Here is a 21,999-nt window from a genome sequence, read left to right as displayed (position 1 = left end):
GCTCAGCGCTCCTGCCCGGCACGGGTGGCAGCCTGTTCGGCGGCGCGCCCGCGAGGGCCGTGAAAGTATTCTTGGATCCAGGTGTCGTTGGTCTTCTCGACCTCGGCCAGCGGGCCGGCCACCAGGACTTTCTTTTGCGACAGCACCGCGATGCGGTCGGTGATGGTGTACAGGGTGTCGAGGTCGTGGGTGATCAGGAACACCGACAGCCCCAGAGCATCGCGCAGGGTAAGGATCAACTGGTCAAATGCCGCGGCACCGATCGGGTCCAGGCCAGCCGTGGGTTCGTCGAGGAACAGGATGTCCGGGTCCAGGGCCAGGGCGCGGGCCAGCGCTGCGCGCTTGATCATGCCCCCCGACAACGAGGCCGGGTACTTGTCGGCAGCCGAGATCGGCAACCCGGCAAGGGCCAATTTCACCCCGGCCAAGTGCTCGGCATCATTGCGCGACAGCCCGGCGTGCTCGATCAGCGGCAAGGCCACGTTTTCGGTCACCGTCAGCGAAGAGAACAGCGCCCCCTTCTGGAACAGCACGCCAAAGCGCCGCTCGACCAGTGAACGCTGTTCTTCGCGCAGGCCGGTCAGGTCCTGGCCGAACACCTTGATCTGCCCTTCATTGGGCCGGCGCAGGCCAATGATGCTGCGCAGAAGCACCGACTTGCCGCTGCCTGAGCCGCCTACCACGGCGAGGATTTCGCCGCGGTACAGGTCAAGGTCAAGGTTTTCATGTACCACCTGGCGGCCGAAGCGGTTGCAGATGCCGCGGGCTTCGATTACGCAATCCTGGCCACTCACCAGCCCATCTCCATGAAGAACAGCGCTGCCACCGCATCCAGCACGATGACCACAAAAATCGACTGCACCACTGCCGAGGTGGTGTGTGCCCCCACCGACTCGGCGCTGCCGCTGACCTTGAAGCCTTCCAGGCAGCCGATGGCGGCGATCAGGAAGGCGAAGAACGGTGCCTTGGCCAGGCCTACCAGGAAGTGCTGCACGCCAATGTCGCTTTGCAGCAGCGACAGGAACATGGCCGGCGAAATATCCAGCGTCAGGGCGCATACCACCGCACCGCCAACGATGCCGCAGATCATCGCGACAAAGGTGAGCAACGGTAGCGAAATCAGCAGGGCCAGTACCCGCGGCACCACCAGCAGTTCCATGGGGTTGAGGCCCAGCGTGCGGATGGCGTCAATTTCTTCGTTGGCCTTCATCGAGCCGATCTGCGCGGTGAACGCGCTGGCAGTGCGGCCGGCCATGAGAATGGCGGTCAGCAGCACGGCGAACTCGCGCAGGAACGAGAACGCAACCAGGTCGACGGTGAAAATGGTCGCGCCGAAGTCGGCCAGCACCGTGGCGCCGAGAAAAGCGACTACGGCGCCCACCAGAAAGGTCAGCAACGCAACGATGGGCGCGGCGTCCAGCCCGGTCTGCTCAATATGTGCCACCACAGGAGTGAAGCGCCAGCGATGTGGCTGGAAGGCGCGGCGCAGCAAGGTTTCCAGAATCACACCGACGAAACCAAGCAGTTGCATGCTGTCCTGCCACAGCGTGCCGACGGCGCGGCCGATACGCTCCAGCAGCAGCAACAGCACATTGCGCTCGGGCTCCTTGACCGGGATGCAGTAATCCTGGACTGAACAGTAGACATTCTTCAGCAGCGCCTGGCTGGCTTCAGGCAGCACGTGGGTGCAGCGCGACAGGCGCTCGGAGCCTAGCAGTTCGGCCAGCAGCGAAGCACCGGCGGTGTCCAGGCGGCCCAGCTGGCTGAGGTCGGCGATCGTGTTGGCAGCGCACTGCGTGCGCAGGCGCTCGCTCTCGCGCTTGAGGTTGGCGTAGTGTGCCAGGGTCCAGTCACCGGTAATACGCAGGCAGGCCGGTTGGCAGCTGGTGTCCAGGGTGGCGCTAGGGGTGGTCATAGGCTCCATGCAATTGACTCGGCGCTAAGGCTTAGGGGCTGATCATAGCGCAGGGGGCATGGGCTGTTTGGTGATTATGTGCTGTGTGTGCGCTTGGCAGCAGTGCCATGGCGCAGGCTTGTGCTGCGAAGAGCTCGTAAGCGCACACGGAAGTGGTGTGCTGTACCGGCCCTTTCGCAGCACAAGGCTGCTCATGCGCAAGGCAGGGGGTCAACTACCCGCGGGTGCATCATTGACCACCTTGAAGCGCAGCACGCCAATCACTTGCCCATCCTCGGTCAGCACCCTCACCTGCCACTTGCCTACCGGGTTGGGTGGGAAGTTCTGCTTGTGGGTCCAGGCCCGATAGCCTTCCTTGCGCCCGCCGTGGATGTCCAGGGCAATGCGGTCGACCTCTTGGCCGTCCTTCTGCCACACGTGGTAGATCCGCTCGTTCAGGCCGCGTGGCGCGTTGATGGCGGTGTAGGCATACAGGCCACTGCTGCGAATGCGGCTGGCGGCAATTTCGTCCAGCGAGTCGCCCGGTTGGCGGTTCATGACTTCGGTACTCACCGCCACCTCGGTCATCCACAGGGTTGCCGGCGGTACCCAGGAGCGCAGCAGCCAGCCACCGGCACCGACCGACAGGGTAACCAGCACCAGAGCCACGGCGCGGCGCCAGTTGTTGATCGGGAAGCTGCTGGCCAGGCTGGGGAATGACAGGGCCATGGCTGCGATCAGGGCCAGCTTGAAGCTTTGTGCGGTGGTCAGGTGCAGGATGATCGGTAGCGCGGTCAGCAGAGCGGCAAACAACGTCAGGGTATGCAGCGCCAGGAACAGCCAGCGCCGTGGTGCCAGCCACTTGTAGTACAGCGGGTCGGTGATCGAAACCAGGCCGGCGGCGCCGAGCAAGCCGGTGAAGACCAGCTGACCGCTGTTCCAGGTGGTGGTGATGAAAAAGAACGGCAGCACGAAGAACAGCGTTTCCTGGTGGATCATCTGCGTTGCATAGCGCAGCAGCGGCTGAGGGATCTCGCGGTTGAACGTGCGCGCGAACAGCCCGGTGAGGGTGTTCTCCAGCATCAGCCAGACCCAGCTGACCAGCATGAGCACGGCGACCCAGCTGGCCAGGCCAGCCTGGCGGTCGACCAGGATGAAGCTGCCGATACCGGAGAGGAAACCGCCGAGCGCAATGATGCCGGGGTAGCGCTTGAGGAGTTCGATGACGCGCTGGACGATATGGGGGATTTGGGGCATTGGGGGCTACAACAGAAAAGTGAGGTGGCTGTGCCAGCCTCTTCGCGGGCAAGCCTGCGAAAGGGTCGGTACTGGCAAAAGGATACCGCCGATTTACCGCTGCCGTGTAGCACCACTGGGCCGTTCAGGCCCATGCCGCCGCCAGCGCAACAGCCCCGCCGTCAGGCACAGCCCCGCAAGCAAGGCCATCAGCCCGTAAAGCTCGTCATAGCCTAGCAACGGCTTTTCGATGCGCACATAGCCATCTTCCTTGAGCAGATCCTTCAGTGCCTCGTTGGCCTGTTCCAGGCTGACTTGGCGCAGCTTGCGCACCGGGCTGGCAAAGCGCCCGTCGGTATAGTCGTTCAGCGCCCCCCAGTAGTAGTCGGCCAAGGCGCTGTTGCCTTGGGTGCTCCAGCTTTCCTTGGCGATGCTGGCTTCCTTGATGCGGGCGAAGGTGTCCGGGTCCAGGCCTTCCTTGCGCAGGTGGTCGAACAGGGCCTGCATCACCTTGACAGCCTTGTCGATGTCATCGCGCTCAAGGTCCGCATTGAGGCTGAGCAGGCCGGTGTCGCCAAAGCTTTCACGTTGCACGGAGGGGCCGTAGGACAGCCCGTTGCGCAGACGTAGCTGGTCGTACAGCGCCCAGTCCAGGTAGCGCGAAAGCAGGTCGAGGGTGGCTTGATGGTCGTTGTCCAGCACCGGCTCGATGAACAGCCAGTGCAATTTGACGCTATCACCCAGCCAGCCGCGGGTCAGGTTGCGACGCTGTTCGGCCTGTTGGCTGATGCTTTCAAGGTTGCGGCGCTCTTCGGGTTCAGTGGCGGGCAGTTCGCCGAAGGACCGCTCCAGATAAGCCGGAAGCAGGCGATCGAGGCCTCCGACCATGATCAGGGTCATGTTGTTGGCCGCGTACCAGCGGTCACGCAACGCCTGAACTTGCTCCAAGGTCATGTCGTCGAGGTTGGAGCGCTCCGGGCATTTCAGACCCAGCTCGGTGGCCAACTGGTCGTTGGCGGGGTGGCCGATATCCTGGCGGTCGAGCCAGCGCTGCAGGTGGCCATAGTGGCCGCCATCCTCGCGCTCTATGATGCGCTTGGCGGTGGTCAAGGCCTTGGCGTCGATGGTGGTATCGCGGATGACTGCCAACAGCAGGTCGAGGACCTTGCGCTGGTTGCGCGCCGGGGCCTCGATGACAAAGGTGGTGTCGGCACTGCTGGTATAGGCGTTCCACTCGCCGCCGAGCGCTTGAAGGCGCTCTTCCAGCCCGCCTTCGCCTGTTTCGTCGATGCCACTGAACAACAGGTGCTCAAGCAGGTGTGGCAGCTCTTTCTGCTCGCAGTCGAAATCATCCAGGCCCACGCCGACCACTAGACGAATCGCCACATGGTCCCGTTCGTAGCCGTTTTTCAGGATGACCTGCAGACCATTAGGCAACAGGTAGCCTTCAACCCGCGAGCGGTCGAGGGCAAACGAGGGCAGGCTGCAGATCAGCAGGCAAACGAACATCAGGCAACGCATGGGCGAGCGAGGGTCCTCAGCTAGGAGAAATCACGGCTGGCGGGCTTCATCGGGCACACTGTCGAGCATCAGCCCTCCGGTGTCCGAGCCGCCCAGTACCACATAGGCACTGCTACAGAACAAAGAGTTCAACCGCTTCATGTCGGCGATCAGCTCCAAGTGTAGCGAACTGGTCTCGATACTTTGCACGACCTTGCGCTGCAGGCGGCTGACATGGGCGTGTGCGAGGCGCCGTTCCTGGGCACGGAACCGGCGTTTTTCCCGCAGCAGCAAGCGGGCGCTTTCCGGGTCGGCACTGAGGAACACCGACAGGCCCAGGCGCAGATTGGCCAGCAATTGCTCCTGCAGGCCGGTCAGCTCTTCCAGGCCTACCTGGGAAAATTCCCGACGCTGGCTGGTTTTCTGCTGCTGGACCTTGCGCAGCATGCGTTCGATCAGGTCACAGGCGAGTTTGAGGTTAATTGCCAGCTCGATGATTTCGGCCCAGCGGCGGTTGTCCTGTTCGCTGAGGTCTTCCCGTGACATCTGCGCCAGGTACAGCTTGATTGCACTGTACAGGGCTTCGGCGTCTTCGCCCAAGGCGCGAACTTGCTGTGGCAAGGCGGTCTGGGTGCCACGCAGGGCTCCAAGCATGGCTTCGAGCAGGCTGTCGACGATATCCCCCAGGCGCAAAGTCTCGCGGGCGGCGTTGGCCAGGGCCAGGCTGGGCGTTTCCAGGGCCGAGGTGTCAAGGTGACGGGGGCGCACCTGACCATTGCCGATTTCCCGTTCAGGCAGCAGGGCGTTGCACAGCCGCCCCATCGGTTTGACTGTGGGCAGCATGATCAGACAACGCAGCGTGTTGTAGAGCAGGTGAAAGCCGATGACCAGCTCCTGAGGGCTGAAACTCAGCGAGTCCATCCATGCCACCAGCGGGTGCAGCACAGGGATGATCAGCACCAGGCCGATCAGCTTGTACAGCAGGCTGCCCAAGGCCACCCGACGCCCGGCGGCGTTCTGCATGCTGGTACTGATGAAGGCCAGCAGCCCGCTGCCGATGTTGGCGCCGACCACCAGCCCGATGGCTACCGGCAAGCTGATCAGTTCGGCGCCGGCCAGTGTCGCTGTGAGCAGAACGGCGGCCAGGCTGGAATAGGAAATCATGGCGAACATTGCCCCGACCAGAGCGTCGAGCATGATGTCGCCGGTCAGTGAGGCAAACAGCACTTTCACGCCCTGGGCATGGGTGATCGGCGCAGCTGCCTGCACGATAAGCTCAAGTGCCAGGATGATCAGGCCAAGCCCGATGCCTACTCGGCCCAGTTGGCCGGCCCGTGTCTGCTTGCGCGAAAGGAAGAAGATCACGCCAAGGAAGATCAGCAGCGGCGACAGCCAGGACAGGTCGAAGGTCAGTACCCGGGCCATCAGTGCGGTGCCCACGTCGGCACCCAGCATGATTGCCAAGGCCGGGGTCATGGCCATCAGGCCTTGGCCGACGAAAGAGGTGACCAGCATGGCCGTGGCGTTACTGCTTTGAACCATGGCCGTGACCAGAATACCGGCGATGAATGCCAGCGGGCGCTTGTCCATGTTCTGGCTGATGATGCGTCGCAGGTTCGAGCCGAATACCCGAAGGATGCCGGTACGCACAATGTGGGTACCCCAGACCAGAAGCGTCACGGCCGAGAGCAGGTTGAGCAGGGTCAGCATGGCGAAGGCCCCCTGTTGCATAGGCCCATCGGGCCAAGAAAAGAAACGTGAGCGTTTGAAGAATTTTCGGTGCTCACTCAAAGCTTTAGCTGTTTTGCCAAGCTGTCGCCAGCTTCGCATGGCAGTCATTTATTTGAAACAGATCTTGAAACGAATGACGGCCTGTCGGCGCTGCTTCGCGGGCAAGCCTCCACAGTGACAACGCGCAGGAAAAAACGCACAGAAAAAAGGCATGAAAAAGGGCCCTGCGAAGGGCCCTTGTTGTGCAGCACTTTCCTTGGCCTTATTGACCCGGAATGTCCTTGCGCAGTTTCACCGGTTCATGATCTTTGCCTTCCTTGCGGGCCATGGCGGTGCGCATGCGTATGTTGATGGCTTCCACCCCCAGCGAGAAGGCCATGGCGAAGTAGACATAGCCCTTCGGTACATGCACATCGAACGCTTCAGCGATCAGTACAGTACCGACCACGATCAGGAACGACAGCGCGAGCATCTTCAGCGACGGGTGCTTGTCGATGAAATTGCTGATGGCGCCGGCGCACAGCATCATCACCAGCACGGCCACGACGATGGCGGCGATCATCACCGGTACGTGGGAAACCATGCCCACAGCGGTGATCACCGAGTCCAGCGAGAACACGATGTCGATGATGGCGATCTGGATGATGGTGTAGAAGAACTTGCCACCTGCGCCTTTGGGCTCCTCTGCATTCTCGTCCTCGCCTTCCAGGCCGTGGTAGATCTCTTGCGAGCTCTTCCATAGCAGGAACAGGCCACCGAAGAACAGGATCAGGTCACGCCCGGAGATGCCTTGGCCAAATACCACGAACAGGTCGGCGGTAAGGCGCATCACCCAGGTAATCGACAGCAGCAGCATGATACGGGTGACCATGGCCAGGGCCAGGCCGAAGATCCGGGTGCGTGGCTGCATGTGCTTGGGCATGCGGCTGACCAGAATCGAGATCATGATGATGTTGTCGATACCGAGGACGATCTCAAGCGCGGTAAGGGTGAAAAAGGCAACCCAGATTTCCGGGCTGGTCAGCCATTCCATGTATTTTCCTTCGAGCGGTAATGGCAACGCGCCCCGGTCAGGGCGCGTCGCGTACGTGATACGGATGTATTAAAGACTACTGAACAGCGGGAAAATCCCCATCAGCAGTGCGCCGAGCATTATGCACAGGCATACCAGCACTGCCCACTTGAGCGTGAAGCGCTGATGATCGCCGAACTCGATACCGGCCAGGGCCACCAGCAGGTAGGTGGAGGGTACCAGCGGGCTGAGCAGGTGTACCGGCTGCCCGACGATCGACGCACGGGCCATTTCCACCGGGGTGATGCCATAGTGGCTGGCGGCCTCGGCCAGCACCGGCAGCACGCCGTAGTAGAACGCGTCGTTGGACATGAAGAAGGTGAACGGCATGCTCACGATCGCGGTGATGACGGCCAGGTATGGGCCCAGTGCCTCGGGGATGACCGCCAGCAGGCTCTTGGACATGGCGTCGACCATGCCGGTGCCGGACAGGATGCCGGTGAAGATGCCGGCGGCGAAGATCAGCCCGGTCACGGCCAGTACACTGCCGGCGTGGGCGGCGATGCGGTCCTTCTGCTGTTGCAGGCACGGGTAGTTGACGATCATGGCGATACTGAAGGCAATCATGAACAGCACTGGCAGCGGCAGCACGCCGGCGATCAGCGCGACCATCAGGGTGGCGGTCAGGGCACCGTTGAAGTACAGCAGCTTGGGCCGGCGTGCGTCCGGGTACTGCGAGACGGTGATTTCGCTGTGGTCGATGTCGTCGGTAGGCAGATGCAGTTCGCCCAGTCGGGCGCGTTCACGCTTGCCATACATGTAGGCAATGGCCAGGATCGCCAACACACCGAACAGCATGGCCGGGATCATCGGCACGAAGATGTCTGACGGGTCTACGTGCAGGGCGCTGGCAGCACGCGCGGTCGGCCCACCCCAGGGGGTCATGTTCATCACGCCGCCGGCGAGGATGATCAGGCCGGCCATGATCCGCGGGCTCATGCCCAGGCGGCTGTACATCGGCAGCATGGCGGCGCAGCAGATCATGTAGGTGGTGGCTCCGTCACCGTCGAGCGAGACCACCAGGGCCAGTACAGCGGTACCGACCGAGACTTTCAGCGGATCGCCCTTGACCAGCTTGAGGATCTTGCGAACGGCCGGGTCGAACAGGCCGGAATCGATCATCAGGGCGAAATAGAGGATGGCGAACATCAGCATCACGCCGGTAGGTGCGAGCTTGCTGATGCCCTCTAGCATCATGGGGCCGATCTTGGCGGAAAAACCACCGAACAGGGCGAACAGGATCGGTACCAGAATCAGCGCGATCAAGGCCGAAAGGCGCTTGGTCATGATCAGGTACATGAACGTGATGACCATGGCAAAGCCGAGGAAGGTCAGCATGGCAATACTCCAGGCGGGGCGCGGCGAAAGGGCAGTCGATTCGGGCGTATCAGCGCGTAGGGCACTGTGCGGGGAGCATGCGGAAGGGGACTACGAAAAGGCGGGCACAGGAATACATCAGAATCACCATTGTTGTTGTTGATTGGGCCGGGCGCGGTATTGACCGGGTGCCCTGGCTGACCGGTCTTGTGCCGGTAGTGGGCGCTATCCTAAAAGGGCAAGCTTTCAGCCAGCTTTCGCTGAAGCAAAGGTGACGAGAGGTAGGTGATGCAGGATGTAACCGAAGGTGGCTGCCATTGTGGCGCCCTGCGTTATCGGCTGGAGGGCAACTTGACGGACATTGCCCACTGTCATTGTTCGATCTGCAGGCGGGTCAGCGGTGGACTGGTGGTCACCTGGCTTACCCTACCCCGTTCTGGGTTCCAGTGGTTAACGGGCGAGCCGAACTGCTATGTGGCGCCTGCCAGTTGCAGCCGCTACTTCTGTGGGCAGTGTGGGGCGCATGTGGCGCTGGTGACCACGCATAGCCCGCAGACGATCGATGTGACGGTGGCCACGCTGGATCACCCTGAGTGGGTGCAAGCCAACCGGCATATCTGGGTAGGCAGCCGGTTGCCCTGGTTGCATCTGGATGAGGATTTGCCGTCGGAAGATGAGGAGCGCCTGTAGGCGTGGGCTTGCCCGTGAAAGGGCTAGCCCTTCATCCATCACAACTGCAGGCCACCAGCAGCCTTGTGCAACGCCCGCAAATGCTCACCGATTTGCTTCACGTTGGCCTCGATCGCTGCAATTTCCTTGGCTCGCGACGGCTCCAGCAGCGCCCTCACCTCTTTGTCCAGGCTGGTGCTCAAGCGCAACAGCTGTGCCTGCCGCTCGCTGCTCACCTGCTCCAGGTGCTTGCGCTCTTCTGGCTGCGGCAGCCCGTAGCCTTTGGAATCGAGCAACTCTGCCGGGCGGCTGAGAAAACCGCTGTTGGCAAGCATTTGCTTGAGCGTGGCATCAGCTTTGTTGATGCTGCCATCGTTCAAGGCTGCGGCATTCAGGTAACGCTGCTTGACCTCGTCCTGGGCCAGCAGAAGCTGCCGGCGCAGGCTGGCCTGCTCAAGCAGAAGCAGTGCCGCGCTGGTGCGCAGGTCAGCCTTGGCGAACCAGCTACGGCGCTGCTCGGCATTGAGGGCCAGCCAGTCTTCAACCAGAGCTTGCTTGATTGGCAACTGTTTTCTCAGCACCTCGAACATGGCCTGGTACCGGTCGCGGTAAGAATCGAAGCGGTAGCCCAGGCGTAACGCTTCGCGCGGGTTATCAAGCACGCTGGTATCTGCCAGCCCCCTGCCCTTGAGCACGGCCAGCAAACCGTTGGGCATGATGCTGTCCAGGTCGTTGAGGCGTGGATTGGCGGTGCCGCTGCGCAGCAGCTTCAATGACTCCACTGCACAGTTGTTGGACAGGAACCAGTAGTTGCCGTCATAGCTCCAGTGCATCTCGGCGGCCTGGCGCACCAGGCTCTCGATCTCATCGCGGTTGAGTTTCAAGGGCACCGAGGCCAGGCTGCGCAGCTCGGTCTTGGTGTATTCGTCGATCACCTGGCCCAGCGGAAGCACGAATAGCCGCGACGGGTAGTTGCCGACCAGGCCGTCCCAGCTGGAGAGTTGCACGTCGTTGACGAAGGCGCGGTACGAAAGCACCAGGCTTTGATCAAGGTCCAGGCGGCAGTCTGGGCCGCGTGGTCGGCCCGGCTTGCAGATCACCAGGCGCAGCATGCTGTGCCCCCAGCGGCTGACCAGGTTCTGATTGGCTTCAGCCAGCAGATAGTCCACTTCGTAGACCCGCTCTGGGTCGATTTCACCTAGCGGCTGGCGGGCGAAGTCGCTGCCGGCATTGATGAACGGCAGGCCCTTGGCGCAGGTGTCCTGTTGGGGGGCCCAGCCGAAGTGTTCACGGAGGTACTGATACAGCGCCGGGCGACGGCAGCTGTAGCTCGGGTCGAGGAGGAAATACTCCATGTTGACCGCGATGTATTCCTTGGGGCTGCTCAACTCATAGCTGTCGGGGCTGCGCACGAATTGGCCATTGTGCTGTTCGCGCTCGCCTCGTCGGCCCACGTACTGCTGCCACCCGGCCAGGTCGAGCAGGCGTGGGTCGTCGCTCAGGGTGAAGCGGCGCTCTGCCTGCCCGCGGCATTCTTCCGGCAGGCCGACCTTGCCCAGCGTGCCTTGCTGGCGCTTGCAGCGTGCAATCAGCGAATTCTCGACGCTGGGCCACAAGCGGGCACGGTCGTAGAGATGGGTGAGCTCGTGCAGCACGGTGGCCAGCAGCTCTTCACGCACCGTGCCATGTGGGCGGTCGGTGCGCTCAGTGGCGGCGCTGCCATCGGTGAGGCTGGGCAGCAAGCTGCGGTTGAGCTCGAGGGTGGATATCAGTGAAGCCTGCCCATAGGCGTCGGCAGGCATGTTGTCGCTCCAACTGACCCGCACGCGACGGTCCAGCTGTTGCTTGAAGCGCGGTGGCAGCTTACCCATGGCCTCGTTGAGCAGGGCTTGGGAAGCTTGTGCTTGTTGCGGGTCCAGGCCGGACGACTGCAGCTCAAGCTGCAGGTCGGCCAAGGCGGGCGTGCCGAGCAGCGTCAGGGCGCAGCCGAGCAGCCAGGCGCGCACGCGCGTCACAGTGCGAGTATGGCTTCAGCCAGCACCTGGTCGCTGGCGCCTCGCGCTTCCGGTACGCGCTCGCGCAGGGTATTGAAGGCTGCCTCGAGTTGGACGCCGCGGATGTCACCGTTGCTGGCGACAAAGCTTGCAGCGTCGTCGTGGGCTTCGCGCACCACTTTGGAGTCGCGGATCGAGGTGGTGGTGTCTGAGGTGAAGTCGATCGAACGGCCAAAGGCACGCACGATGATGTTGCTGGTGGCCACCAGGGTCTGTGCCTGGGCCAGGTCGGCCAGCAGCAGCATGCCGAGGGAAGCGGCAATCAGCGGTTTACGCATGGAGCATCTCCGAAAAATACAGGGAGTCAGATGTAGTTATTGGACGAGAATTGCCTGCGCCAGTTCCAGATCGCCGACGGCGTGCCGTGCGCAATTGTGGCGTAATGATTCAAGGGCGGCTTCCAGGCGTGCACCACGGATCAGGCCGTCGCTGGCAACGAATGCGGCGGCATCGTCGCGGGCCTGTGTGACCAATTTGCGATCGAATGGTGCGGCTGTGACCTGGCTGGTGACATAGCCGGTGATGACCAGGCTTTGTGTGGTCGTATCCATGGCATGGGCGCTGGCCATGCCTGCGGCGGCGAACAGCAACGGCAACAGATAACGCATGAGCTTTCTTGAAGGCTGGAAAAGTGAACGGCGAAGCCTACCTCAGGTGCGAGGGCCGAAGCCAACGCACCTGTCTCGCATGGCGTGTATCAGAGTGCCAGGATGGCCTGGGCCAGTTGTGCATCGCTGGCTTGCAGGGTAGGCATGTTCGAACGGATGTGTACAAAGGCGCTTTCCAGTCGGGCGCCGCGGATAGCGCCCTGAGTGCCGACGAAGGTGGCTGCGTCATCGCGGGCTGCCTGGACGATCTTGTCGTCGCGGAACGAAGAGCTCAGATCGGAAGTGGCGTCGGTGGAGGCGGCAACGGCGCGTACTACCGTATCGGTGGTGACAACGAAGCTGGTGGCGTTGGCAGTGCCAGCCAGGCCAAGCAGCAGGGCGGCGCCAAGCAGGTGTTTACGGGACATGATCGTGGACTCCTGGGGTAGGGTCAGGTTGGTTCTGCTTTATCGGACGTTTGCAGGGATCGTCACGGTACGTTTCAACAACGGGGTTCTAGCAGACGGTTATGCCAAGCGTATCACGCAGTGCTACGTAGCGATGATAACGAGTGCTGCGCCAGGCAACTGTTAAGGTGTTTTTTTGTACCTATAAAACTGTACTGGTCGTGATCTCAAGTGCTCTACAGCGCGTCTCTCGGGCAATAAAAAACCCGCTGCAGTCACCTGCAACGGGTTTGGGGAATTCACGGTGCCGGTCAAAGCCGGCAAGCCGGGAGCTTAGCGCCAGAAAGGCTTGCTCAGCTCTTCGTAACGCTGCGACTCGCTGATACCGGCGTCTGCCAGCAGGCGGGAGTCCAGGCGAGCCAGTTGACGACGGCTGGTCATACGGCGCTGCCACAGCAGCAGGGTCGACAATGCGCGCAGCGGCAGCGAGGTGTTGGATTGCTGGGCGTTGCTTTCAAAAACCAGACCGGAACTGAGGGTACGTTCCATGATGCTTCATCCTTCCGCTTATGGCGGCATTAGGTAGTGATTTAACTGATGCCAATGATCCTCCTCTGTCGTCCATAACAGTAGATACAGTTCAGTTGAAAGACGATGGCTCAGTTAACTGTGTAACCCTACTGTTGCACTCGAAATAGGCGTAACTGTACTGGTCTGCACTTCTTTGGTGCGCTTTGGTTCGAAGAAGGGGATTTGTCAGTCGGGAAGATCTGAAAACACCAGTACAGTAGAACAGATTATTCTGCTGATGGCGGAAAGGTGTATTGATAGAAGGGTTTGACTGTTATGGTCCATTCGCGAGCTTGCCCGCTCCCATAGAGAAAGTGCTGCCCTTTAGGGTTGCACATCACCTGTGGGAGCGGGCAAGCCCGCGAAGAGGCCGGAACAGCAGAGGCAGGGCCGCCGTTCCGTACCACATCTGGATCAGCTAGCCAGCATGCGCCCGGTTTCTTCCAGGTTTTCGTGCCAGCTCAGGGCTTCACGCAGGATGTGCGGGGTATGGCCGCCACGCTGGCAGGCACGGTCGAAGTAGTCGTTCAGCGCAGCGCGGTAGTCTGGGTGCACGCAGTTGTCGATGATCGCTCGCGCTCGCTCGCGCGGCGCCAGGCCACGCAGGTCCGCCAGGCCCTGCTCGGTGACCAGGATGTCCACGTCGTGCTCGGTGTGGTCGACATGGCTGACCATTGGCACCACGCTGGAAATCGCCCCGCCTTTGGCAATCGACTTGGTGACGAACACGGCCAGGTGGGCGTTACGGGCGAAGTCGCCGGAGCCACCGATGCCGTTCATCATCCTGGTGCCACAGACGTGAGTGGAGTTGACGTTGCCGTAGATATCGAACTCCAGTGCGGTGTTGATACCGATGATGCCCAGGCGACGTACCACTTCCGGGTGGTTGGAGATTTCCTGCGGGCGTAGCACCAACTTGTCCTTGTAGCGCTCCAGGTTGCCGAACACATCGGCATTGCGGCGCGTTGACAGGGTGATCGAGCTGCCCGATGCGAAGCTAAGCTTGCCGGCGTCGATCAGGTCGAAGGTGGAGTCCTGCAGCACTTCGGAGTACATGGTCAGGTCTTCGAACGGCGACTCGATCAGGCCGCACATCACCGCATTGGCAATGCTGCCAATGCCGGCTTGCAGCGGGCCGAGCTTGTTGGTCATACGGCCTGCATCCACTTCCTTCTTGAGGAAGTTGATCAGGTGGTCGGCGATGCCCTGTGTTTCATCATCTGGCGGCAGCACAGTGGACGGCGAGTCTGGCTGATCACTGATGACGATACCGACGATCTTGGCCGGGTCGATCGGGATCGCGGTGCTGCCGATACGGTCGTCTACCTTGACCAGCGGGATTGGCGTGCGAGTCGGACGGTAGGTTGGGATATAGATGTCGTGCAGGCCTTCGAGGTTGGTGTTGTGCGAGAGGTTGATCTCCACAATCACCTGCTTGGCGAAGATCGCGAAGCTGGCCGAGTTGCCCACCGACGTGGTTGGCACGATGTGGCCTTGCTCGGTGATGGCCACGGCTTCGATGACCGCGATGTCCGGCAGCTTCAGCTGCTGGTTGCGCAGTTGCTCGACGGTTTCCGACAGGTGCTGGTCAATGAACATCACCTGGCCGTCATTGATGGCTTTGCGCAGGGTGCTGTCGACCTGGAACGGCATGCGGCGGGCCAACACACCGGCCTCGGTCAGTTGTTTGTCCAGGTCATTGCCCAGGCTGGCGCCGGTCATCAGGCTGATTTTCAGTGGCGATTGCTTGGCACGTTCGGCCAGTGCATGCGGTACGGCCTTGGCTTCGCCGGCGCGGGTGAAGCCGCTCATGCCGACAGTCATGCCGTCCTCGATCAGACCAGCGGCATCAGCCGCACTCATTACCTTGCTGTGCAGGGAGGACAAGCGGATACGATCACGGTACATGGATTGTTATCTCGGGCTACTGAAACTACTGCAGCGCAGTCTAGAGATTTCGCCCATTGCCGTCCCACGACCATGGTCGTATGAGAAGCCTTGTATTTGAGCCGTTGATCCGGATCAATAAAAGAAAAGCCCCGGCAGATTCTGACCGGGGCTTCCTTTATATCAGCTGGTTTGCAGCGGCTGGTGTCATTCCACTGCCTTGACCATGTCCTCGATGACCTTCTTGGCGTCACCGAACACCATCATGGTCTTGTCCAGATAGAACAGTTCGTTGTCCAGGCCGGCATAGCCGCTGGCCATCGAGCGTTTGTTGACGATGATGGTCTTGGCTTTGAACGCCTCGAGGATCGGCATGCCGGCGATTGGCGACTTGGGATCGTTCTTCGCCGCCGGGTTGACCACGTCGTTGGCGCCCAGCACCAGCACCACGTCGGCCTGGCCGAACTCGGCGTTGATGTCTTCCATCTCGAATACCTGATCGTACGGCACTTCAGCCTCGGCCAGCAGTACGTTCATGTGCCCGGGCATGCGGCCCGCCACCGGGTGAATCGCATACTTCACGGTCACGCCATTGTGGGTCAGCTTCTCGGTCAGCTCTTTCAGTGCGTGTTGTGCGCGGGCCACCGCCAGGCCGTAGCCCGGAACGATGATCACGCTGTCGGCATTGCTGAGCAGGAAGGTGGCATCGTCAGCCGAACCGGACTTCACCGGCCGCTGTTCTTGCGAACCTTGCGCCGCGCCAGTGTCGGTATCGCCACCGAAGCCGCCAAGGATGACGTTGAAGAACGAGCGGTTCATCGCCTTGCACATGATGTACGAGAGGATGGCACCGGACGAACCTACCAGGGAACCGGCGATGATCAGCATCGAGTTGTTCAGCGAGAAGCCGATGCCGGCCGCTGCCCACCCCGAGTAGCTGTTGAGCATCGACACCACCACTGGCATGTCGGCGCCGCCGATCGGAATAATGATCAGCACACCCATGATGAAGGCCAGGACCAGCATCAGGGTGAAGGCACTGTAGTGGCCAGTGAAAGTGAACAGCAGGCCAAGGGCGATGGTGGTCATGCCAAGGATCAGGTTCAGTTTGTGCTGGCCAGCGAACTGTACCGGTGCGCCTTGGAAGAGGCGGAACTTGTACTTGCCCGACAATTTGCCAAAGGCGATCACCGAACCGGAGAAGGTAATGGCACCGATGGCAGCACCGAGGAACAGCTCCAGGCGGTTGCCGGTGGGGATCGGATCGCTGATGGCAGCCACAATGCCCATCGACTGTGGCTCCAGCACGGCGGCGATGGCAATGAACACCGCGGCCAGGCCGATCATGCTGTGCATGAAAGCGACCAGTTCGGGCATTTTGGTCATTTCGACGCGCTTGGCCATGATGGAACCGGCGGTGCCGCCGACCAGCAGGCCGACGATGACATAGCCGATACCGGCAGTGGCAAGTTCAGCCCCAAGCTTATAAATGAGGCCGACCGTCGTGAGGATGGCGAGCCCCATGCCGATCATGCCGAACAGATTGCCGCGCCGCGAGGTAGTCGGGTGCGACAGGCCCTTGAGCGCCTGGATGAAGCACACCGAGGCGACGAGGTAGAGGAGCGTTACCAGATTCATGCTCATGCTTACTTCTTCGCCTCGTTCTTGGTTTTCTTCTTGAACATTTCAAGCATGCGGCGGGTGACCAGGAAGCCACCGAACACGTTGACTGCGGCAAGGGCCACGGCCAGGGTGCCCATCAGCTTGCCGGCCGGGGTCACGGTCAGGGCCGCGGCCAGCATGGCGCCGACGATGACGATTGCCGAGATGGCATTGGTGACCGCCATCAGTGGGGTGTGCAGCGCCGGGGTGACGTTCCACACCACGTGGTAGCCCACATAGATGGCCAGCACGAAAATGATCAGGTTGTAGATGCCGTGGGAAATCAGCATGTCTTCCATTGTCGTGCTCCTTAGCCGTTCTTGCGGACGATCTGACCATCACGGCACATCAGGCAGGCCGCGACGATGTCGTCTTCGAGGTTGATGATCAGCGCGCCATCCTTGTCGAACAGCAGCTTCATGAAGTCCAGCAGGTTGCGTGCATACAGTGCCGAGGCATCGGCACTCACCTGGGCCGGCAGGTTGGTCGGGCCGACGATGGTCACGCCGTTCTCCTGCACCACTTGATCTGCGACGGTCAGTGGGCAGTTGCCGCCTTGGGCTGCAGCCAGGTCGATGACCACCGAGCCAGGCTTCATCTGCGCCACGGTTTCGGCGCTTAGCAGGGTCGGCGCCTTGCGCCCGGGGATCAGCGCGGTGGTGATGACGATATCGGCCTGCTTGGCGCGCTCGTGCACGGCCTGCGCCTGGCGCTGCATCCAACTGGCCGGCATTGGTCGGGCATAGCCGCCAACACCTTCGGCGCATTCTCGCTCCTCGTCGGTCTCGTAGGGCACGTCGATGAATTTTGCACCCAGTGATTCGATCTGCTCTTTCACCGCCGGGCGAACGTCGGATGCTTCGATCACCGCACCCAGGCGCTTGGCGGTGGCGATAGCCTGCAAGCCGGCAACGCCAGCGCCCAGTACCAGGACGCGTGCGGCCTTAACGGTACCGGCAGCGGTCATCAGCATTGGCATGAAGCGTGGGTAGTGATGGGCTGCCAGCAACACGGCCTTGTAGCCGGCGATGTTGGCCTGCGACGACAGCACGTCCAGGCTCTGCGCCCGCGAGGTTCGCGGCGCGGCTTCCAGGGCGAAGGCGGTAATACCGCGTTCGGCCATCTTGCCGATCAGTTCACCGTTGAAGGGGTTGAGCATGCCCACCAGAAGGCTGCCGCTGTTGATCAGGGCCAGTTCCTGGTCGTTGGGGGCGACCACTTTGAGTACCAATTGGGCGCCGTAGGCATCGGCGGCGCTTCCAAGGGAAGCACCCACGGCTTCATAGGCACTGTCCGGAATGGCGGCGTTGAGCCCTGCCCCCCGTTGAACGGTGACCTGATGGCCCTGGCCAATCAGTTTCTTGATGGTTTCGGGGGTCGCAGCGACCCTTGTCTCACCGGTCTGCGTCTCGAGAGGAACACCAATGTGCACGACTATTTCTCCTGCGGTGACCTTTTGTCTTTGTAGAAGCCAGCACACTTCGGATGGTGCGCTGGGGCGGCTGTGGAGCGCCAACCCGCCGGATCCCGGGCGGGGCGAAGCATTTTGCAGACGAACCCGAAGGCCTTCAACCGGTTCTGAAGCGAAACGAAGTCAAAACTACAAGTCACCCTGTGACCGCTTGTCGCAGCAATAGGGTTGCAGCCCATCAAACATGCGCCATTGGCAGATTAGGAGAAAAAATCAAAAAAAAGCGGCCAATTCGCTTACGACTAGTTGGATGTCGCAAAATAACCCGCAAAGCCGCGTACTGAGCACGGTTAAAGGGTGTTTTTATGCTTGCGTTACAGTTTGCGAATATGCGACATATACATATATCTGTAGGTGTTTAAAATAATTGACTACAGGGTCAATTTGTCGCGCTTGCCCCTGATCTATTCATGTAGGCCTGAGCCTGGCTTACCAGCCAGTCGCGAAAGGCGCGTAGCGACGCCGACTCCACCTTGCGCTCTGGAATCATCAGATAGTAGGCCTTGTCGCTACTCAGGGCATGCCTGTTAGCGACCACCAGCCTTCCCTCCTCCAACTCCCGCTGGATCAGGAACGGTGGTATCAGGGCAATGCCCATGTCGTGCATGGCCGCCTGGGCGAGCATCGAGAATAGTTCATAGCGCGGGCCTGTCATGTCGCGCTCCACATTCATGTCCACACTGCCGAACCATTGCCGCCAGGCATACGGGCGCGTGCTCTGCTGCAGCAGTGGTAGCTGCGCGATGTGGCGTGCCTCGAGCATGCCCTGGCCGTTCAGCAGTGCCGGGCTGCACACGGGTACTGGGTTTTCACCCATCAGTTGGTGCGACTGGGTGCCTGACCAGTCCGCATCACCAAAATAGATGGCGGCATCGAAGGTAGTGTCGGCGAACAGGAATGGCCGGGTGCGGTTGGTGAGGTTGACTGTGACCTCCGGGTGGCGCTGCTGAAAGTCCTTGAGCCGTGGTAGCAGCCATTGAGTGCCAAACGTCGGCACTACCGCCAGCTCGATCACATTGGCGCCTTGCTGGCGCATGACCGACAAGGTATCGCGCTCCACGGCGTCCAGTTGGGCCGCCACCTGGCGACTGTAGGACAGGCCGGCTTCGGTCAGCCTTACGCCGCGGCGCGAGCGACGGAACAGTTCCACATTAAGGAAGGCTTCCAGGCCACCGATCTGCCGACAGACGGCACCCTGGGTCAGCGCGAGTTCCTGGGCAGCCTTGGTAAAGCTCTCGTTACGGGCTGCCGCCTCGAAGCAAATCAGGGCGGCGGTACTGGGGATCTTACGGCGCATGTACGTCAACCTCACTTGTAAGGCTGTCAATAAGGCGTTTTGCCGATTTACGGAGTGACAAAATATCACTAATTGGTGCGCAATCCTCGTTTGTCCCGGCGGCCGATCAGGCCTAGGCTCAAAGGCACAAGAAACTGCCCCCTATTTCGAGGATTCGCTCATGGCCGGTAAAGCAAGCTTCAACTGGATCGACCCGTTGCTGCTGGATCAGCAGCTCACTGAAGAAGAGCGCATGGTGCGTGACAGCGCTTATCAGTTCGCCCAGGACAAGCTGGCCCCGCGTGTGCTTGAGGCCTTCCGCCATGAGCAGACCGATCCGGCGATCTTCCGCGAGATGGGTGAAGTAGGCCTGTTGGGTGCAACCATTCCCGAGCAATACGGTGGCAGTGGCCTGAATTATGTGTGCTATGGCCTTATTGCTCGCGAAGTGGAACGTATCGACTCAGGTTACCGCTCGATGATGAGTGTGCAGTCGTCGCTGGTGATGGTGCCGATCAACGAATTTGGCACCGAAGCTCAAAAGCAGAAGTACCTCCCCAAGTTGGCCAGTGGCGAGTGGATCGGTTGCTTCGGTCTGACCGAGCCTAACCATGGCTCCGATCCTGGTTCGATGATTACGCGCGCGAGGAAGGTCGACGGTGGCTACCGGCTGACCGGCAGTAAAATGTGGATCACCAACAGTCCCATCGCCGATGTGTTCGTGGTGTGGGCCAAGGATGATGCGGGCGATATTCGTGGCTTCGTACTGGAAAAAGGCTGGCAAGGCCTCAGTGCCCCGGCAATCCATGGCAAGGTTGGCCTGCGCGCGTCGATCACTGGTGAAATCGTCATGGACAATGTGTTCGTGCCAGAAGAGAACATTTTCCCGGACGTGCGTGGCCTCAAGGGCCCGTTCACCTGCCTGAACTCGGCTCGCTATGGTATTTCGTGGGGTGCGCTGGGTGCCGCTGAAGCCTGCTGGCACACCGCTCGCCAGTACACCCTGGACCGTCAGCAGTTTGGTCGTCCACTGGCCGCCAACCAGTTGATTCAGAAGAAGCTTGCCGACATGCAGACAGAAATCACCCTGGCGCTGCAGGGCTGCCTGCGTCTGGGTCGCATGAAGGATGAAGGGACGGCTGCGGTGGAAATCACCTCCATCATGAAGCGCAATTCCTGCGGCAAGGCGCTGGATATCGCCCGTATGGCGCGTGACATGCTGGGCGGCAACGGCATCTCCGACGAGTTTGGTGTGGCCCGCCATCTGGTTAACCTGGAGGTGGTCAACACCTATGAAGGTACCCATGATGTGCATGCACTTATCCTGGGTCGTGCGCAGACCGGTATCCAGGCGTTCTATTGATAAGGAGCAAGCCATGGGCGCGCTATCACATCTGCGGGTGCTAGACCTTTCGCGCGTGTTGGCCGGCCCGTGGTCTGGTCAGATTTTGGCTGACCTTGGCGCCGACGTGATCAAGGTCGAGCGCCCTGGCAGTGGCGACGATACCCGCTCATGGGGGCCGCCTTTTCTCAAGGATGCCGAAGGTGAGGACACCAGTGAGGCGGCCTATTACCTGTCGGCCAACCGCAACAAGCGCTCAGTGACCATCGACTTTACCCAGCCGGAGGGACAGCGGCTGGTGCGTGAACTGGCGGCGAAGTGCGATATCGTCATAGAGAACTTCAAGGTAGGTGGGCTGGCAGCGTATGGCCTGGACTACCAGAGCCTGAAGGCGATAAACCCGCAGCTCATCTATTGCTCCATTACCGGCTTCGGTCAGACCGGGCCCTATGCCAAGCGCGCTGGCTATGACTTCATGATCCAGGGGTTGGGTGGGCTGATGAGCCTGACTGGTCGTCCGGAGGGTGAAGAGGGCGCCGGGCCGGTCAAGGTGGGGGTGGCGCTTACCGACATTCTGACCGGGTTGTATTCCACGGTCGCCATGCTGGCTGCTCTCGCCCACCGGGATCAGGCCGGGGTCGGTCAGCATGTCGACATGGCATTGCTCGATGTGCAGGTGGCCTGCCTGGCGAACCAGGCAATGAACTACCTGACCACGGGCGCCCCTCCTCGTCGGCTGGGTAATGCGCATCCTAATATAGTCCCTTACCAGGACTTTCCGACGGCAGATGGCGATTTCATTCTTACCGTCGGTAATGACAGCCAGTTCCGTAAATTCGCTGAGGTGGCCGGGCAGCCGCAATGGGCGGAGGACCCTCGGTTCGTTACCAATAAGCTGCGGGTGGCCAACCGGGCTGAGCTGATACCACTAATTCGCCAGGCTACGGTGTTCAAGACCACAGCTGAGTGGGTGGCCCAGTTGGAGGCTGCAGGAGTGCCGTGTGGGCCTATCAATAACCTGGCGCAGATGTTCCAGGATCCCCAGGTGCTGGCGCGCGGGTTGGCGTTGAGTATTCCGCATCCCTTGGCGGGTAGTGTGCCGCAAGTTGCGAGCCCGATACGGTTGTCGGAGACGCCAGTGGAGTATCGCCGGGCGCCACCCTTGTTAGGCGAGCATACCGAAGCGGTGCTGGGGGAGGTGTTGGGGCTGGATGTCGGCGAGGTGCAGCGCCTTCGTGGTGCTGGTGTGCTCTAGATGAATAGCGGGGAGGCCGTCAGGCCTCCCCGCTTTGTTTTTTCTGCGCTATCAACGGTTATTGAAATT

At 61.0% G+C, this 21,999-nt stretch carries 20 protein-coding genes; 3 read left to right on the top strand and 17 right to left on the bottom strand.

Annotation, left to right across the window (positions count from 1 at the left end; genetic code table 11):
• Nucleotides 1–2: 2 nt before the first annotated feature.
• The 7 genes from BJQ17_RS00175 to BJQ17_RS00145 form a co-directional block, all read right to left on the bottom strand.
• Entirely contained in the window at nt 3–794 is a 792-nt protein-coding gene (locus BJQ17_RS00175; protein WP_003252949.1) for an ABC transporter ATP-binding protein, read from the bottom strand.
• Nucleotides 791–1,924, bottom strand: a complete 1,134-nt coding sequence (locus BJQ17_RS00170; RefSeq protein ID WP_070095336.1) for an ABC transporter permease — start codon at nt 1,922–1,924, stop codon at nt 791–793. Before BJQ17_RS00170 ends, BJQ17_RS00175 begins: the two co-directional genes overlap by 4 nt.
• A 201-nt stretch (nt 1,925–2,125) precedes the next feature.
• Complete coding sequence (locus BJQ17_RS00165) at nt 2,126–3,151, bottom strand: DUF5924 family protein (RefSeq protein WP_003252945.1); 1,026 nt, start codon at nt 3,149–3,151, stop codon at nt 2,126–2,128.
• A 93-nt stretch (nt 3,152–3,244) separates the two neighbouring features.
• Nucleotides 3,245–4,651 (bottom strand): pitrilysin family protein, encoded by a 1,407-nt coding sequence (locus tag BJQ17_RS00160; protein ID WP_004575248.1) that lies wholly within the window; start codon nt 4,649–4,651, stop codon nt 3,245–3,247.
• Nucleotides 4,652–4,681: 30 nt separating this feature from the next.
• Nucleotides 4,682–6,340 (bottom strand): Na/Pi cotransporter family protein, encoded by a 1,659-nt coding sequence (locus tag BJQ17_RS00155; RefSeq protein WP_003252941.1) that lies wholly within the window; start codon nt 6,338–6,340, stop codon nt 4,682–4,684.
• A gap of 283 nt (nt 6,341–6,623) precedes the next feature.
• Nucleotides 6,624–7,394 (bottom strand): TerC family protein, encoded by a 771-nt coding sequence (locus BJQ17_RS00150; protein ID WP_003252940.1) that lies wholly within the window; start codon nt 7,392–7,394, stop codon nt 6,624–6,626.
• A 69-nt stretch (nt 7,395–7,463) separates the two neighbouring features.
• On the bottom strand, nt 7,464–8,771 hold the full coding sequence (locus tag BJQ17_RS00145; RefSeq protein WP_003252938.1) for a CitMHS family transporter: 1,308 nt from the start codon (nt 8,769–8,771) through the stop codon (nt 7,464–7,466).
• 267 nt (nt 8,772–9,038) lie between these two features.
• Here BJQ17_RS00145 and BJQ17_RS00140 point away from each other — a divergent pair, with 267 nt between their 5' ends.
• On the top strand, nt 9,039–9,440 hold the full coding sequence (locus BJQ17_RS00140) for a GFA family protein (protein ID WP_003252936.1): 402 nt from the start codon (nt 9,039–9,041) through the stop codon (nt 9,438–9,440).
• Nucleotides 9,441–9,478: 38 nt separating this feature from the next.
• Here BJQ17_RS00140 and BJQ17_RS00135 read toward each other — a convergent pair whose 3' ends face one another.
• From BJQ17_RS00135 to BJQ17_RS00090, 10 genes are all read right to left on the bottom strand, one after another.
• Nucleotides 9,479–11,434: a DUF4105 domain-containing protein gene (locus BJQ17_RS00135; protein ID WP_070095335.1), complete on the bottom strand. Its 1,956-nt coding sequence runs from the start codon at nt 11,432–11,434 to the stop codon at nt 9,479–9,481.
• Nucleotides 11,431–11,751 carry a DUF2388 domain-containing protein gene (locus tag BJQ17_RS00130; protein WP_003252932.1) on the bottom strand — a complete coding sequence of 107 codons (321 nt, stop codon included), beginning with the start codon at nt 11,749–11,751 and terminating at the stop codon, nt 11,431–11,433. The genes BJQ17_RS00135 and BJQ17_RS00130 overlap by 4 nt, the downstream gene beginning before the upstream one ends.
• Nucleotides 11,752–11,787: 36 nt before the next feature.
• The gene (locus tag BJQ17_RS00125) at nt 11,788–12,081 is read right to left on the bottom strand and encodes a DUF2388 domain-containing protein (RefSeq protein ID WP_003252930.1); all 294 of its coding nucleotides are present in this window, start codon (nt 12,079–12,081) and stop codon (nt 11,788–11,790) included.
• 89 nt (nt 12,082–12,170) lie between these two features.
• On the bottom strand, nt 12,171–12,488 hold the full coding sequence (locus BJQ17_RS00120) for a DUF2388 domain-containing protein (RefSeq protein ID WP_003252928.1): 318 nt from the start codon (nt 12,486–12,488) through the stop codon (nt 12,171–12,173).
• A 312-nt stretch (nt 12,489–12,800) separates the two neighbouring features.
• On the bottom strand, nt 12,801–13,016 hold the full coding sequence (locus BJQ17_RS00115; RefSeq protein WP_003252924.1) for a DUF1127 domain-containing protein: 216 nt from the start codon (nt 13,014–13,016) through the stop codon (nt 12,801–12,803).
• A 435-nt stretch (nt 13,017–13,451) separates the two neighbouring features.
• Nucleotides 13,452–14,945 carry an acetyl-CoA hydrolase/transferase family protein gene (locus BJQ17_RS00110; protein ID WP_003252922.1) on the bottom strand — a complete coding sequence of 498 codons (1,494 nt, stop codon included), beginning with the start codon at nt 14,943–14,945 and terminating at the stop codon, nt 13,452–13,454.
• 186 nt (nt 14,946–15,131) lie between these two features.
• The gene (locus BJQ17_RS00105) at nt 15,132–16,568 is read right to left on the bottom strand and encodes an NAD(P)(+) transhydrogenase (Re/Si-specific) subunit beta (RefSeq protein WP_070095334.1); all 1,437 of its coding nucleotides are present in this window, start codon (nt 16,566–16,568) and stop codon (nt 15,132–15,134) included.
• 2 nt (nt 16,569–16,570) lie between these two features.
• Nucleotides 16,571–16,885 (bottom strand): NAD(P) transhydrogenase subunit alpha, encoded by a 315-nt coding sequence (locus BJQ17_RS00100; protein ID WP_003252914.1) that lies wholly within the window; start codon nt 16,883–16,885, stop codon nt 16,571–16,573.
• Nucleotides 16,886–16,896: 11 nt separating this feature from the next.
• Entirely contained in the window at nt 16,897–18,018 is a 1,122-nt protein-coding gene (locus BJQ17_RS00095) for a Re/Si-specific NAD(P)(+) transhydrogenase subunit alpha (RefSeq protein WP_003252911.1), read from the bottom strand.
• A 418-nt stretch (nt 18,019–18,436) separates the two neighbouring features.
• Nucleotides 18,437–19,354, bottom strand: coding sequence for a LysR family transcriptional regulator (locus BJQ17_RS00090; protein WP_070095333.1), 918 nt, complete (start codon nt 19,352–19,354; stop codon nt 18,437–18,439).
• A gap of 160 nt (nt 19,355–19,514) precedes the next feature.
• Here BJQ17_RS00090 and BJQ17_RS00085 point away from each other — a divergent pair, with 160 nt between their 5' ends.
• Both BJQ17_RS00085 and BJQ17_RS00080 read left to right on the top strand, forming a co-directional pair.
• Complete coding sequence (locus BJQ17_RS00085; RefSeq protein ID WP_003252907.1) at nt 19,515–20,696, top strand: acyl-CoA dehydrogenase; 1,182 nt, start codon at nt 19,515–19,517, stop codon at nt 20,694–20,696.
• A 13-nt stretch (nt 20,697–20,709) separates the two neighbouring features.
• Nucleotides 20,710–21,930 (top strand): CaiB/BaiF CoA-transferase family protein, encoded by a 1,221-nt coding sequence (locus BJQ17_RS00080; RefSeq protein WP_070095332.1) that lies wholly within the window; start codon nt 20,710–20,712, stop codon nt 21,928–21,930.
• Nucleotides 21,931–21,999 lie beyond the last annotated feature (69 nt).

This window comes from Pseudomonas sp. NBRC 111139 (genome assembly GCF_001753955.1).
In the GTDB taxonomy this organism is placed as follows: Bacteria; Pseudomonadota; Gammaproteobacteria; order Pseudomonadales; family Pseudomonadaceae; genus Aquipseudomonas; species Aquipseudomonas alloputida.
Note: the sequence above shows the minus strand (reverse complement) of the source record. Positions and strands in the feature narration are given on the sequence as shown.